At 68.5% G+C, this 13,393-nt stretch carries 13 protein-coding genes and 1 tRNA gene; 7 read left to right on the top strand and 7 right to left on the bottom strand.

Annotated features, from left to right (window positions below):
• Nucleotides 1–16: 16 nt before the first annotated feature.
• From C8P69_RS20260 to trpS, 4 genes are all read right to left on the bottom strand, one after another.
• On the bottom strand, nucleotides 17–1,087 hold the full coding sequence (locus C8P69_RS20260) for an amino acid ABC transporter permease (protein WP_108179274.1): 1,071 nt from the start codon (nucleotides 1,085–1,087) through the stop codon (nucleotides 17–19).
• Entirely contained in the window at nucleotides 1,084–2,238 is a 1,155-nt protein-coding gene (locus tag C8P69_RS20255) for an amino acid ABC transporter permease (protein ID WP_108179273.1), read from the bottom strand. Before C8P69_RS20255 ends, C8P69_RS20260 begins: the two co-directional genes overlap by 4 nt.
• Before the next feature lie 91 nt (nucleotides 2,239–2,329).
• Nucleotides 2,330–3,367: an amino acid ABC transporter substrate-binding protein gene (locus C8P69_RS20250; protein ID WP_108179272.1), complete on the bottom strand. Its 1,038-nt coding sequence runs from the start codon at nucleotides 3,365–3,367 to the stop codon at nucleotides 2,330–2,332.
• Between the two features lie 126 nt (nucleotides 3,368–3,493).
• Nucleotides 3,494–4,531: a tryptophan--tRNA ligase gene (trpS, locus tag C8P69_RS20245; protein WP_108179271.1), complete on the bottom strand. Its 1,038-nt coding sequence runs from the start codon at nucleotides 4,529–4,531 to the stop codon at nucleotides 3,494–3,496.
• A 173-nt stretch (nucleotides 4,532–4,704) separates the two neighbouring features.
• On the opposite strand from trpS, the gene C8P69_RS20240 reads away from it, so the two are divergent.
• Nucleotides 4,705–4,953: an AbrB/MazE/SpoVT family DNA-binding domain-containing protein gene (locus C8P69_RS20240; RefSeq protein ID WP_108179270.1), complete on the top strand. Its 249-nt coding sequence runs from the start codon at nucleotides 4,705–4,707 to the stop codon at nucleotides 4,951–4,953.
• Entirely contained in the window at nucleotides 4,950–5,351 is a 402-nt protein-coding gene (locus tag C8P69_RS20235; protein WP_108179269.1) for a type II toxin-antitoxin system VapC family toxin, read from the top strand. Before C8P69_RS20240 ends, C8P69_RS20235 begins: the two co-directional genes overlap by 4 nt.
• 1 nt (nucleotide 5,352) lies before the next feature.
• Here C8P69_RS20235 and C8P69_RS20230 read toward each other — a convergent pair whose 3' ends face one another.
• Nucleotides 5,353–9,084: a PAS domain-containing sensor histidine kinase gene (locus C8P69_RS20230; RefSeq protein ID WP_108179268.1), complete on the bottom strand. Its 3,732-nt coding sequence runs from the start codon at nucleotides 9,082–9,084 to the stop codon at nucleotides 5,353–5,355.
• A 261-nt stretch (nucleotides 9,085–9,345) separates the two neighbouring features.
• Here C8P69_RS20230 and C8P69_RS20225 point away from each other — a divergent pair, with 261 nt between their 5' ends.
• The 4 genes from C8P69_RS20225 (at nucleotide 9,346) to C8P69_RS20210 (ending at nucleotide 11,676) form a co-directional block, all read left to right on the top strand.
• Nucleotides 9,346–10,185: an ion transporter gene (locus C8P69_RS20225; RefSeq protein WP_342750213.1), complete on the top strand. Its 840-nt coding sequence runs from the start codon at nucleotides 9,346–9,348 to the stop codon at nucleotides 10,183–10,185.
• An 84-nt stretch (nucleotides 10,186–10,269) separates the two neighbouring features.
• On the top strand, nucleotides 10,270–10,650 hold the full coding sequence (locus C8P69_RS20220; RefSeq protein WP_108179267.1) for a phasin: 381 nt from the start codon (nucleotides 10,270–10,272) through the stop codon (nucleotides 10,648–10,650).
• A gap of 161 nt (nucleotides 10,651–10,811) precedes the next feature.
• Nucleotides 10,812–11,354, top strand: a complete 543-nt coding sequence (locus C8P69_RS20215) for a phasin (RefSeq protein WP_245902157.1) — start codon at nucleotides 10,812–10,814, stop codon at nucleotides 11,352–11,354.
• A gap of 245 nt (nucleotides 11,355–11,599) precedes the next feature.
• Nucleotides 11,600–11,676: transfer RNA gene (locus C8P69_RS20210), tRNA-His, on the top strand.
• A gap of 150 nt (nucleotides 11,677–11,826) precedes the next feature.
• Here C8P69_RS20210 and C8P69_RS20205 read toward each other — a convergent pair.
• Nucleotides 11,827–12,075 carry a hypothetical protein gene (locus tag C8P69_RS20205; RefSeq protein ID WP_108179266.1) on the bottom strand — a complete coding sequence of 83 codons (249 nt, stop codon included), beginning with the start codon at nucleotides 12,073–12,075 and terminating at the stop codon, nucleotides 11,827–11,829.
• Nucleotides 12,076–12,470: 395 nt separating this feature from the next.
• Between C8P69_RS20205 and C8P69_RS20200 the strand changes: the two genes are divergently transcribed.
• Nucleotides 12,471–13,094: a pyridoxamine 5'-phosphate oxidase family protein gene (locus tag C8P69_RS20200; RefSeq protein ID WP_108179265.1), complete on the top strand. Its 624-nt coding sequence runs from the start codon at nucleotides 12,471–12,473 to the stop codon at nucleotides 13,092–13,094.
• A gap of 39 nt (nucleotides 13,095–13,133) precedes the next feature.
• Here C8P69_RS20200 and C8P69_RS20195 read toward each other — a convergent pair.
• On the bottom strand, nucleotides 13,134–13,393 hold a 260-nt coding region (locus C8P69_RS20195; protein WP_146167391.1), incomplete at its 5' end, for an aldehyde dehydrogenase family protein.

Here is a 13,393-nt window from a genome sequence, read left to right as displayed (position 1 = left end):
CAGGGCTCGGTTGTGCTCAGTGCGTCGTCTTGCGCGACGTCTCGAGATGCCGCGACCAGCGCGACAGGCCGAAGCAGATCAGCCAGTAGACCGCGCCCGAGAAGGCATAGGCCTCCATGTTCATGCCGACCCAGTTGGGGTCGGCGAGCGAGGCCTGGGCGATGCCGAGCAGGTCGAAGATCGAGACGATGGAGACCAGCGAGGTGTTCTTCACCAGCGCGATGAACTCGTTGGTCATGGCCGGCATGGAGATGCGCAGCGCCTGCGGCAGGATGATGAGGCCGGTGGTCTGCCAGTAGCCGAGGCCGCTCGCGGCCGCCGCCTCGCCCTGGCCCTTCGGGATCGCCTGCAGGCCGCCGCGCACGGCCTCCGCCATGTAGGCGGCGATGACGAAGGCAAGGCCGACGAGCGCGCGCACCAGGCGGTCGATGTCCCAGCCCGCCGGCATGACCAGCGGCAGCAGCAGCGAGGCGAGGAAGATCACCGTGATGATCGGCACGCCGCGCCAGAACTCGATGAAGATCGTCGCGACCAGCCGGATGACGGGGAGCTCCGACTGGCGGCCGAGCGCCAGCAGGATGCCGAGCGGCACGGCGAGGACGCCGGCATAGACCGACAGGAAGACGGTGAGCATCAGCCCACCCCACTGGCGCGTCTCGACCCGCGGCAGGCCGAGGCCGCCGGCGAGCAGCCAGGCATCGACGACGAGCAGCACGGCCCAGAGCGCCGGAACGGTGAGTGCGCGCCGCGGCAGGCCGCGCCAGAAGGACAGCGCCACCGTGCCGATCAGCAGCAGTGCGGCAAGGTCCACCCGCCAGCGCTCAGCCGGCGGGTAGAAGCCATACATGAACTGGCCGAACCGGGCCTTGATGAACACCCAGCAGGCGCCGCCCGCCGTGCAATCGGCGCGGCTGGTGCCGGAGAAATTGGCGTTGATCACCGCCCAGCGCAGGAGGGGCCAGGCGATGGCGATGATGGCCGCGATGCAGGCGAGCGAGATGAGCGCATTGATGGGCGTCGCGAAATAGTCGCTGCGCAGCCGGCGCAGCAGCGAGGGGCGGGCGGGTCGGACGGCGGCGGCGGTCATCGCGTCACCAGCTTCGTTTTGGCGTTGTACCAGTTCATGAAGCCCGACACCGCAAGACCGATGACGAGGTAGATGGCCAGGGTGATGGCGATGATCTCGATCGCCTGTCCGGTATTGGTCAGTGCCGAGCCGACGAAGACCGAGACGAGTTCGGGAAAGGCGATGGCGGCGCCGAAGGACGAGTTCTTCAGCACGTTGAGATACTGGCTGGTGAGCGGGGGGATCATCACCCGCATGGCCTGCGGGATGACGACGAGGTTCAGCGCGCGGTTCGGCCGAAGACCGAGCGCATAGGCCGCCTCCCATTGGCCCTTCACCACCGACAGGATGCCGCCGCGGACGATCTCGGCGATGAATCCGGCGGTGTAGGTGGTGAGCGCGGCGAACAGCGCGACGAATTCCGGCACCAGCACGAAGCCGCCGCGGAAATTGAAGCCGCGCAGCGCGGGGACGTCCCAGGAGCTCGCCATCGCGGCGATGCCGAAGGCGATGACCGGCACGGCGACGAGCAGGGCGAGGCCGGTCGCCCAGACCGGGAAGATGGCGCCCGTCGCATCGCGCCGGCGCTTCGCCCAGATGGCGATGACGAGCTGCGCGATGAGGGCGAGGACGACGATCAGCGCGGCGATGCGGAAGGCGGAACCGTCGGTCGCCACCGGCACGATGAGGCCGCGATTGTTGAGGAAGGCGACCGAAAACAGGCTGATGGACTGGCGCGGGCCCGGCAGGGCGGCGATCACGCCGAAGTACCAGAACAGCACGAAGAACAGCAGCGGGATGTTGCGGACGAACTCGATGAAGGCGCCGGCAAGGCCCGAGAGCAGCTTGTTCGGGGAGAGCCGGGCGATGCCGATCACGAAGCCGAGCAGCGTCGCGGCGATGACCGAGAAGAGCGTGATGACGAGGGTGTTGGTGACGCCCACCCAGAGCAAAGCGAGGATGTTGGAATCCGGCGTGTAGCTGGTCAGCACGAAGGGCACGTTGATGCCGGAGGTGCGCCACAGGAAGTCGAAGCCGGTGGCCATGCCGGCATTGAGCATGTTCTGCGAGGCATTGCGGACGATGAGCACGATGGCCGCGGCAAGCCCCGCCAGCAGGGCCACCTGCCAGAAGATCTCACGCACGCGCTTGTCGTAGAAATAGCGGGTCACGGGGCTCGCCGGGTGGGGAAGGACAAAGGCCTCCCGCGGGGTGCGGGAGGCCGGGTGTCAGGCGCCGGGATGCGACAGCATCCGCGTCAGATCACTGGAACGGCGAGGTGAAGAGGATGCCGCCGCGGGTCCAGAGCTGGTTCTGGCCGCGCTCGAGGCCGAGCGGCGAGCCCTTGCCGACGGTGCGCTCGTAGCTCTCGCCGTAATTGCCGACCTGCTTGATGGCGTTGAACATCCAGTCGTTCGACAGGCCGAGCATGGCGCCGAAGCCGCCATCCGCGCCGAGCAGGCGGCGGATCTCGGCGCTCTTCGAATTGGCGCGCATGTCATCGACGTTCTTCGAGGTGACGCCGAGATATTCGGCGGCGATCATGCCGTTGAGCACCCAGCGCACCACGGCCTGCCAGCGCTCGTCGCCCCAGCGGGTGACCGGACCCTGTGGGTCGTTGGAGATGGTCTCGGTCATGATGAAGTGCTCGCCCGGCGTCTTCAGCTTGATGCGCTGGCCGGCGAGAGCGCCGATGCCCGCGGTGTAGCTGTCGCAACGGCCGGCGTCATAGGCGGCGATGGCGTCGTCGTTCTTCTGGAAGTTGATGATGGTGACCTTGATGTTCCGCTCGCGGAAGAAGTCGGCGGCGGTGCGCTCCTCGGTCGAGCCGGCAGCGACGCAGATCGAGGCGTTCTCGAGGTCGGCCGGCTTCTTGGCGCCCGAGGCGGTGCGCACGATGAAGGTCTGGCCCTCGTAGAAGTTGATGCCCTGGAAGTTCACGCCGAGCGTGACATTGCGCGAGAAGGTGATGGTGGTGTTGCGCGACAGCAGGTCCACTTGGCCCGACTGCAGCACCGGCCAGCGCTGCTGCACGGAGGTCGGCGTATAGCGGACCTTGTTGGCATCGCCGAGGACGGCGGCGGCCACGGCACGGCAGAAGTCGACGTCGAGGCCGGTCCACTCGCCCTTGTCATTGGCGAAGGAGAAGCCGGGCAGGCCGAGATGCACGCCGCACTCGACATGGCCGCGGGCGCGGATCGCATCGAGGGTCGGCGAGGGAGCGAGCTGCTGGGCCCCGGCGGCGCCGGCGCCGAACGCGAGAAGGGCGGCGCCGAGGGCGCCGCGGGCGAGATGGGTCATGGGACTGGCTCCGTCTGGCCCCGGCGGAAGGTCCGCCGGAGAAAATCCGTCGTCACACTCGGAAGGCGAGCGGAAAGAGTCAACTGCCTGTCAGGCAGGCGAGGGACGACGACCTACGCCGCGGCCTCAGCCGCGCACGAAGCCGACGATGTCCTTGACCTGGTCCATCACCGGCCGCGCGATCGCCCGCGCCCGGGCCGCGCCATGGGCAAGGATGCGGTCGATCTCGGCCGGGTCGGCGACGAGGCGCTTCATCTCGGCGGTGATCGGCGAGAGCTTGGCCACTGACAGGTCGGCGAGCGCCGTCTTGAAGGTGGAGAACTGGCCGCCGCCGAACTCCGCCAGCACGTCCGCCTTGGTGCGGCCGGCGAGCGCCGCGAAGATGCCGACGAGGTTGTCGGCCTCGGCCCGGCCCTTCAGGCCCGCCTCCTCGCTCGGCAGTGCCTCCGGGTCGGTGCGGGCCTTGCGGACCTTCTGGGCGATAGTGTCGGCATCGTCGGTGAGCGCGATGCGCGAATAGTCGGAGGGGTCCGACTTCGACATCTTCTTGGTGCCGTCGCGCAGGCTCATGACGCGCGTCGCAGGTCCCATGATCACCGGCTCGGTGACGGGGAAGAAGGCGTCGCCATGGCCGAGCTCGGCGATGCGCTCGGCATAGTCGTTGTTGAACTTGATGGCGATGTCGCGCGTCAGCTCCAGATGCTGCTTCTGGTCGTCGCCGACCGGCACATGGGTGGCGCGATAGGCGAGGATGTCGGCGGCCATCAGGCTCGGATAGGCGAAGAGCCCAAGCGAGGCGTTCTCCTTGTCCTTGCCGGCCTTCTCCTTGAACTGCGTCATGCGGTTCATCCAGCCCATGCGCGCGATGCAGTTGAACACCCAGGCCAGCTCGGCGTGCTCGTGCACCTGGCTCTGGTTGAACAGGATGGAACGCTTGGGGTCGATGCCGGCGGCGATATAGGCGGCAGTGACCTCGCGAATGGCCTTCTGCAGCGCCTTCGGATCCTGCCAGACGGTGATCGCGTGCAGGTCGACGACGCAATAGATGCAGTCGTGGGTCTCCTGCATGGCGACCCAGTTCACCAGCGCGCCGAGATAATTGCCGAGGTGCAGGTCGCCGGACGGCTGCATGCCGGAGAAGACGAGCGGCTTGAAGGTCGCCATGGTGGTGGAATCCCAAAGCAGGGGCGGCCGTCTGCCGCGCCGAAGGCGGGCTTCCTCGCATGAGGCGCAGGGGGATTCAAGGCTCGCGGCACGCTGGCCTGCGGGGGCGCGTGGCAGGACGAGCACCGGCATGGTAATACTTCGGCCAGGACAGGTATGACTGGAGCTTCGCCATGGCGACGACCGTGACGCAGAAGGGCCAGGTGACGATCCCCAAGCGGGTTCGCGACGCGCTCGGCATCGTCCCCGGCAGCAAGGTCGAGTTCACGCCCGCATCCGACGGTCGCATCGTCTTGACCAAGGCCGGCGACACGTCCGGATCGGCCGGGTCGAGCCGATTTGCGAAGATCCGCGGTAGCGCCGACCTCGGCATGTCGACCGATGAGATCATGGCCCTCCTGCGCGGGGGCCCTGACGAATGATGCTCGTCGACTCCAATGTTCTCATCGATCTTGTCACGAACGATCCGGTGTGGGCGGAGTGGTCGCAGACGAAACTCGAAACCGCCGCCCGGTCCGGTCCCGTTTTCATCAATGACGTCGTCTATGCGGAGGTGTCTGCGGGCTATTCGGCTATCGAGCTCTTCGAGGCCGTCCTCGCCGCCGCCCAGTTGACCGTCGATCCGATCCCGCGCGAGGCCCTTTTCCGGGCGGGCAAGGTCTTCCAAGTTTATCGTCGCTCTGGCGGATCGCGCACCGGCGTGTTGCCGGATTTCTTCATCGGCGCGCACGCTGCTGCGAGAGGCTGGCCGCTGCTGACCCGCGACGCTCGCAGGTATCGGGCCTACTTCCCCAATCTGGAGATCGTTTCTCCCGACTGAACTATTCCGCCAGCACCCGCGTCGGCGGGAAGACCACCTCAACCAGCGTCCCCTGGTTCGGGGTCGAGGAGATGGCGAAGGAGGCGCGGTTCGCCTCCACCAGCGCCTTGGTCAGCGGCAGGCCGAGGCCGGTGCCCTTGTTGCCGCGCGGATTGGCGGTGAGCACCTGGCGGAACGGCTCCATGGCGGCCTTCAGCTCGGTCTCGGTCATGCCGATGCCGGTGTCGCGGACCCTCAGCACCGCCTCGCCGAGGTCGGACAGGCCGGTCGAGACGATGATCTGGCCGCCGGCGGGCGTGAACTTCACCGCGTTGGACAGCAGGTTCAGCACGATCTGCCGCAGCGAGCGGGAATCGGCGACGACGTTCGGCAGGCGCGGCTGCAGCGAGGAGCGGATGATGACGCGCTCGCGGTTCGCCTGGGGCTGCATGATCGCCACGCTCGACTGGATCATGTCGTTCAGGTCGACGCTGGTGAAGGCGAGCTCCAGCTTGCCGGCCTCGATCTTGGAGAGGTCGAGCAGGTCGTTGATCAGCGACAGGACATGGCCGCCGGAGGCGTGGATGTCCTTGAGGTAGTCGCGGTAGCGCTCATTGCCCATGGGGCCGAACCGCTCCTCCATCATCACCTCGGAGAAGCCGATGATGGCGTTCAGCGGCGTGCGGATCTCATGGCTGATCTTGGCGAGGAAGTCCGACTTCTGCGACGAGGCCTGCTCGGCCTGGCGCTTGGCGGCGATGAGGTCCTCCTCGGCCTTCTTCCAATGCGTCATGTCGCGGAAGACGGCGGCGAGCTTCGGCTTCGCGGCAGGTCCCGTGCGGCCCATGGTCATGTAGAGCGGGATGAGGCCGCCCTGCTTCACCCGGCCGATGACCTGCCGGCCGTCGTTGAGCACGCTGGCGACGCCGTTCGAGAGCAGCCCGTCGCAATAGTCGAGCGCCGAGCGGTGGCTCTCGGGCGCGAAGAGGGCGGTGATGGGCCGGCCCTTCACCTCGGCGGCCTCGTAGCCGAACAGCGCCTCGGCGGAGCGGTTCATGCTCTCGATGGAGGCGTCGGCATTGACGATGACGATGCCGTCGGTGGCCGTGTCGAGGATCTGCTCGACCTCGTCGAGGCGGCCACGCAACTCGGTGAGGGTGGACGACTCGTGCTCTGCTGCGGCCTCGACGGCGCGGCGGGTAAGCGTGAAGAGGAAGGCGGCCTCGCCGGCCCAGGCCACGCGGGAGAGATGCGCGTCGACCGGCACGGCATCGCCGGTGCGGGTGGTCAGCGCCACGGCGCCGGCATGGTCGTCAGGACCGCCGGCGAAGAGCCGCGCCACGCCGCCGGCCTCCTCCAGCTCGGCGGCGGAGGCAAAGCCGATCCAGTCGAGCAGGGTGCGGTTGGCGAAGAGAACGGCGTTGCCGCGATGGACCACGAGGCCGGCCGGTACCTTGTCGAGCAGCGCCACGGCATCGGGCAAGGCGTCGAGGCCGGCGGCGGCGAAGGCGCTGGGCAGCGGACCATGCGGCGTGCCGGAGGCGACGAAGGCCGGCTCACGCGGCGCCGGGACGGGCGTTTCCGGCTCCACCGGAGACACGGACGGTGCGCCGGCGATCTCGGCAGGCGGCGTCTCGGAGGAGGGCGCTTCCGGTGCATCGGCCGGGGGCGTGTCCGTGGACGAAGCCTGGGCCTCGTCCGCCTGCGGCAGATCGGCAGCGGGCTCGGCCACCGGCTCGCGCGCCTGTTCGGCCGGCGGCGGCAGCGGCGCCGGAGCAGGGGTGCCGGTCTCCGTGGCGCCGTCCTCGGTGCGCACGCCCAGGGCCCGCGCGATCTCGCGGAAGGCATTGCGCTCGCCGGGCGACAGGCCGGGCCGCTTCGGGTCCTGGCCGACCGTGCTGCGCAGGGCAACGACATTGGGCGGCGTCGTGACGACGGTCAGCATCGGCCGGACATCGCCGGCTGAACGCGGCTCGGCCTCAGCGGCGTCGGTGGCATCGGGGGCCGGCGCGTCGGGAGCGGGAGTGTCGGTGGCCGTATCGAGCGTGTCGGAGGGCTCCTCCGTCACCTCGGTCGCGACGGCATCGTGCTCGGCTTCCGCCACCAGCTCATCGGGCGCGGTCGCCAGATCGGCCGTGGGCGTCGGGACCTCGGCAGACGGGGTCTCTTGGTCCGCGGCTTCGGCGTCGAGCGTCTCGTCTGCGGTTTCGGTCTCCGCAACCGCTGCCTCGGGCGTCGCCTCTAGCGCCGTCTCGGCGATGGCCGGAGTCTCCGGCATCGGCGCATCGGCAAGAGTCTCGGTCACCACCGGGGCCGCAATCGCAGCCTCATCACTGGTGGTCTGCTCGGCCGCTTCGATGGCCTCGGCGACCTCTGTCTCAGGGCGGGGGGCGGGCGCGGCTTCCTCGACCACCAGGCCGAAGCCGGCATAGCCCTGGAAGCTGCCGTCGCGCAGGGCCGGGAAGGCCGCGAGCGTCACAGCAAGCCGGCGGCGTCCCTGGCCGAGCGGCCAGAGAGCGGGCACACCGCTGAAGGGGCGGCGCGCGGTCACGGCGCGGCTGAGGGCGCCATCGGGGTCCATGCCGAAGCGGGCCACGGCTTCGTCGAGCGTCAGCCCGGCGGGACCGGCGACCTCGTCCGGGGAAATCCCGTGGAAGCGGGTCTCGCCGTCCATCTTCCAGGCGAAGCGCTGCGGCGGCGCGAGCGAGGCGTCCTCCTCCGGCTCCTCCGTGGCGGCGGCCGTGGCGACATTGTCATCGGTGGAAGGCACATCGGCCACGACCGCGTCGGTGGGCGCAGGCTCGGCGCTGGCGATGGTCTCGGCCACGACGGCCGGTTCGTCGACGATCGTATCGGCGGCGGGCGGCTCGGCCAGGGTCGCGGGCTCCGCGGCGACCGCCGGGGCTTCCTGCAGGGCCGGAGCCTCGATCACGGGCTCTTCGGCGACCGGCTCGGTGGCTTCAGTCTCGGCGACGACCGGCTGCGGTGCGGCGGGCTCTTCCACCACCGTCTCTTCCACCACCGGCGCTTCTGCGGACGGGGCGGGCTCCTGCGCCGGTGCCTCCGGCGCTCCGGCAACGAGCCGGAGGCCCGTCGGCGCCTCGTCGGCGACATTCGCTGCAGGCAGCGCCAGCAGCAGGCCGGTGCCGGGCACCGCGATGATGGCCATGGGGCCATTGACGAGATGGACCACGGCCCGGCCGTCGGCTGCGAGCTGCGCCGTCAGCGGTTCATGGGCGGGGCCGACGAGGTCGCGCAGCGCCGCGCCGGCGAGGGGGTGGGAGGCATCGCTCGAGGCCAGCGGGGTGCCGTCCGCCTCGAAGGCGAGGGCGGGAACGCGCAGGTCGGCGACGAAGCCGAGCACCGCCTCGCGCGGCGTGCCGCGGCGAAGCGCGGGAATGCGGACCGCGAGAAGGCCGACATCCCCGGCGCGGAGCCGGAAGGCCTCCGCCGTGACGCTCTCCGACCCGAAGCGGCCGGCAATGCGCAGCCGCTCGTGGCGGGGCGTGCCATCGGCCGGCAGGGTCGGGGCGAGCCGGGCCACCTGGCCGGCAAAGGCGTGGCTGGTCGAATAGGCGCGCTCAAGCGCCGGGCCGACGCCGGTCGCCCCCATGGCGCGGGCGCCTGTCGTGTTGGCCGCCACCAGGCGGGAGGCATCCGCCGTCCACAGCCACCACGGACCCGGCTCGGCCACGAGGCGCGCGACCTCCGGCTCCGACAGGATCGTGGACAGGCTGGGGAACGAAGACGTCATGCGGTCGATCCCGTGGACAGGACGATGGGCCGGCGCGACGGGCGCGACCCATTGGTGAAGGATGTGTTGATGGATTGTGTCGGAACAGAGCCGAAAGGTCCACGGCGCGACCGGGCTCACCGAGCGTCAACCGCCGATTAGGGTTAACCCTGCCCGCGACGCGTGATGACCTGTGACATCTGTTCCGTGGCGGCAGTCAAGGGGTCCGTGGTAGCCGGTCACCTGCGTCCCCTCCAGAACCTCCGAGCCCCTCGCCGCGTCATGATCGACACGTTGCGCCGCCTCATCGAAAACCCGCGCTTCGAGCGCTTCATCATCGCGTTGATCATCATCAACGCCGTCACCCTGGGCCTGGAGACCAGCCCCACGGCGATGAGCCAGTTCGGATCGACGCTGGTCGCCATCGATACCGTGATCCTTGCCATCTTCGTGGCCGAGCTCGTGGCCCGCATCGCGGTGCGCCGCGGCGCCTTCTTCCGCGACCCCTGGAGCCTGTTCGACCTCTTCGTCGTCGCCATCGCGCTGATACCGGCCACCGATAGCCTGTCGGTGCTGCGCGCGCTCCGCGTCCTGCGGGTCCTCCGGCTGATCACCTCCATTCCCTCGCTGCGGCGCGTGGTCGGCGGCCTCATCGCCGCCATGCCCGGCATGGGCTCGATCGGCCTGCTGCTCGGCATCATCTTCTACGTCTTCGCCGTGGTGGTGACGAAGCTCTATGGCGAGGCCCTGCCCGACCAGTTCGGCTCGCTCGGGGCCTCGGCCTATACCCTCTTCCAGGCCATGACCTTCGACGACTGGTCGAACGGCATCGTCAAGCCGCTCACCGAGAAGGGATTCACCTTCGGCTGGTTCGTCATCATCCTGTTCATGGTGGTCTCCGCCTTCATGGCGCTCAACCTCTTCATCGGCGTGGTGGTGACGGCGCTCGACACCGATGCCGCCGAGACCAGCGGTGCCACGTCCGCCGGTCCGCCCGCCGACATGGCCCAGCGGCTCGACGCGGTCATGGCGGAGCTCGCCTTGCTCAGGGCTCAGCTGGCCGAGCAGGGCGCCGCCACGGCCGCAAGTTCCATTGCATCCACAAGCCCGCCTCGTGCGTAGTCCTTCCGGAGGCTTTCGTCCGCCGCCGACCGGGGCTTAGGATGCCCCTGCGGCAGGCGACCGTGAGCGATTCGGGAGGTTTGCATGAGCGGCAAGGCCCCTGGCGGCTATGAGATCCCGCAGGAAATGCGGGAGTTCGCCGAAAAGAGCGTCGAACAGGCGCGCAAGGCCTTCGACGGCTTTGTCGGCGCAGCGCAACGCACGGTCTCGGCCATGGAGACATCCGCCGGGACGGTGCAGGCCAATGCCCAGGAAGTCGGCCGCAAGGCGATTTCCTTCGCCGAGACCAATGTGGCCGCGAGCTTCGAACATGCCCAGCGCCTCGTCCAGGCGCGCGACATGGCCGAGGTCATGGAGATCCAGCAGCAATTCCTGAAAGACCAGCTGAAGACCATGGAGGAGCAGGCCCGCGAACTGGGCCAGGCCGCCAAGCGCAGCCGGCCGGATTCCTCGGAACCGGTCTGATGAATTGTGCGATGCAATAGTTTGTTGCAACGCACAACAGTTTTTGCTAAAGGAACCGGCATTGGGATGGCGGCGCCGCTGCCTCCCGGCGCCGGCCCGGCTCCTGCGGGGAAGTGGACCGGTGGCTACAAAGCCAAGGCTCCCCGCGAGGATTGCCCACCATGAGCCAGGCTGCCAAAGCCCCCAAGACCGAGAAGCCGGCCACCGCCGCCCAGGTCTTCCCCTTCCCGACCTTCGACATGACGAAGTTCGAGATGCCCAAGTTTGAAATGCCGAAGTTCGACGGCGCTGCCTTCGACCTCTCCAAGATGGAGGTCCCGGCCGCCATGCGTGAGGCCGCCGACAAGGCGGTGGCGCAGATGAAGGACGGCTACGCCAAGATGAAGGCCGCCGCCGAGGAGACCACGGACCTCGTCGAGGACACCTACGTCACCGCCTCCGCCGGCATGAAGGACTTCCACCTGAAGAGCCTCGAGGCCGCCCGCACCAACATGAACGCGAGCTTCGACCATGCCCGCGACCTCATGGGCGCCAAGTCGCTCGCCGAGGTGATCGAGCTGCAGACCGCCTTCGTCCGCAAGGCCTTTGAGACCATGCAGACCCAGGGCAAGGATCTCACCGCCCTCGCCCAGAAGACCGCCACCGAGACCATCGAGCCGGTCAAGGAGAAGGTCGGCAAGGTCCTCAAGACCGCCACGGCCTGAGCCATTCGCCTCCTCGTTCGCGAGGAGGCCCTGTTCTCCCCGGGCCGCGTCCTTGCAGCCGCGGCCAGAACCTTGAGCCCGGGCTTCGGCCCGGGCCTTTTCATGTGAGGCGGTGAATCCGCTTGGCCGTTCAAGGCTTTGCGATTTTCTCCGGGCCTTCCGAAAATGCGTCGCGCGCGCCTTGCATTGCCGAACCCTTCGGACTAGGTTGCGCGCCGCTCGCAGGGCTTGCCCCTCCGGGCCGTGCAGCCGTAGCTCAGTTGGTTAGAGCGCCAGATTGTGGCTCTGGAGGTCCCCCGTTCGAGCCGGGGCGGCTGTACCATTCTTCCCCGTCACCCCTTCGCCTGACTGTCCCGGCGCAGATCCTCTTCGGCCGCCCGGGGATTCTGCCGCCCTGCGACCATGTCGGTCGACGCACGAAAAAGCCGGGGCGCGAGCCCCGGCTTTTCCATGTCAGGCGTTGAGCCCGCGATTACTGGCCAGCGGAGGAGAAGGACTCCGGAACGTTGGCGCGGTCATAGGCGCGGGTCGCATCGACCTGCTCGGCGCGGTTGGCCGAACGATAGGTCACGCGCGGGGCGGTGAACTCGCGGGGCGAGGCGGTGTTGACGATGTCACGCTCCGGCGAGCCAGCGAAGGGCGAACCAGCCTCCTGGGCGAGGGCGCCGGTGGCGAGGGGAGCGATGGCGAGGGCGGCGAGAGCCAGGGTGCGGAAGTTCATGATGATCTCCTGATCGGTTGAGGTGCGGGCGGCATATCGGGACACGCGTCGCCTGCGGAAGGTTGGTGTCGGCGGGAGGTGTCCGCCGTCGACAGGGAGACAGATGGACCTTCGCCCGATCACTTGCCAATCACGAACTTGAGAAAATGCAATGATGAATGCCGTCTTAATATTGCATCCGTGCACAATCGCACATCCGTGATCAATGGTCGCGAAACCGTGAGCCGGCAAGCCTTGCGGATCCCGAACCGATGACGGGTTCCCGCGGCATGCTTTCGCGATCCTGCAGCGACGCGAAGGGGCGCCCTGCGCAACCCCCACTGGCGCTTTGCGGCGATTGGCTGTTGTCTGCCCGCACTCTGCGGCGCCGCGAGGCGCGATCCGAGGAGACAGCCATGAGCGAGCCTTCCCCCGTCATCGCCGATACCGGCACCCTGCGCGACCTCTATGGCGAGCCGGGCGAGACTGCGGCCCGCAAGATCCGGGACAGGCTGGATGCCCATTGCCGCCGCTTCATCGCGCTGTCGCCCTTCCTGACCATCGCCAGCACCAGCGAGACCGGCACGGACTGCTCGCCGCGCGGCGATGCGCCGGGCTTCGTCCATGTCGTCGACGACAACACGCTGATGCTGCCCGACCGGCGCGGCAACAACATCCTCGACACGCTGCAGAACGTGCTGGCGCGTCCCGAGGTTGGCCTGCTGTTCTTCGTCCCCGGCCTCAACGAGACGCTGCGCGTCAACGGCCGGGCGCGGATCGTCACCGATCCCGCGGTGCTGCAGTCCATGGCCATCAAGGGCACGATCGTGCCGAGCTCCGCCATGGAGATCACCATCGACCAGGTCTACTTCCATTGCGGCCGGTCGATCCTGCGCGCCGACCTCTGGAATCCCGAGAAGAAGGTGGGCCGGGACGCTTTCCCGACGCTGGGCGTGGTCCTGGCCGACCAGATTGCCGGCGTCGATGCGGGTGCGACCGACAAGCGGCTCGAGGCCGCCTACACGACCAATCTCTACTGAAGACGAAAGGGGCGGCCTTGCGGGCCGCCCCCTCGTGTCTCAGGCCGCGCCGTAGCCGACCGTGCCCTTGATCTCCAGGAACTCCGCGAGGCCGAAATCGGCATATTCGCGGCCGTTGCCCGACTGCTTGTAGCCGCCGAAGGGCGCACCGGCGTCCCAGGCGGGATAGTTGATGTAGACCGTGCCGGCGCGCATCCGCGCCGAGACCTTGCGGGCCTTCTCGATGGAGCCCGACTGGACATAGGAGGCGAGGCCATAGGGCGTGTTGTTCGCCCGCTCCACGACCTCTTCCTCGTCCC

The organism is Phreatobacter oligotrophus, assembly GCF_003046185.1.
In the GTDB taxonomy this organism is placed as follows: Bacteria; Pseudomonadota; Alphaproteobacteria; order Rhizobiales; family Phreatobacteraceae; genus Phreatobacter; species Phreatobacter oligotrophus.
This window is presented reverse-complemented; position numbering and strand designations above follow the sequence as displayed.

Excerpts from the sequence above, each read along its gene's own strand:
- C8P69_RS20260 (WP_108179274.1), bottom strand. The coding sequence starts at position 1,087 with ATGACCGCCGCCGCCGTCCGACCCGCCCGCCCCTCGCTGCTGCGCCGG.
- C8P69_RS20250 (WP_108179272.1), bottom strand. The coding sequence starts at position 3,367 with ATGACCCATCTCGCCCGCGGCGCCCTCGGCGCCGCCCTTCTCGCGTTC.
- trpS (WP_108179271.1), bottom strand. The coding sequence starts at position 4,531 with ATGGCGACCTTCAAGCCGCTCGTCTTCTCCGGCATGCAGCCGTCCGGC.
- C8P69_RS20240 (WP_108179270.1), top strand. The coding sequence starts at position 4,705 with ATGGCGACGACCGTGACGCAGAAGGGCCAGGTGACGATCCCCAAGCGG.
- C8P69_RS20235 (WP_108179269.1), top strand. The coding sequence starts at position 4,950 with ATGATGCTCGTCGACTCCAATGTTCTCATCGATCTTGTCACGAACGAT.
- C8P69_RS20230 (WP_108179268.1), bottom strand. The coding sequence starts at position 9,084 with ATGACGTCTTCGTTCCCCAGCCTGTCCACGATCCTGTCGGAGCCGGAG.
- C8P69_RS20225 (WP_342750213.1), top strand. The coding sequence starts at position 9,346 with ATGATCGACACGTTGCGCCGCCTCATCGAAAACCCGCGCTTCGAGCGC.
- C8P69_RS20220 (WP_108179267.1), top strand. The coding sequence starts at position 10,270 with ATGAGCGGCAAGGCCCCTGGCGGCTATGAGATCCCGCAGGAAATGCGG.
- C8P69_RS20215 (WP_245902157.1), top strand. The coding sequence starts at position 10,812 with ATGAGCCAGGCTGCCAAAGCCCCCAAGACCGAGAAGCCGGCCACCGCC.
- C8P69_RS20205 (WP_108179266.1), bottom strand. The coding sequence starts at position 12,075 with ATGAACTTCCGCACCCTGGCTCTCGCCGCCCTCGCCATCGCTCCCCTC.
- C8P69_RS20200 (WP_108179265.1), top strand. The coding sequence starts at position 12,471 with ATGAGCGAGCCTTCCCCCGTCATCGCCGATACCGGCACCCTGCGCGAC.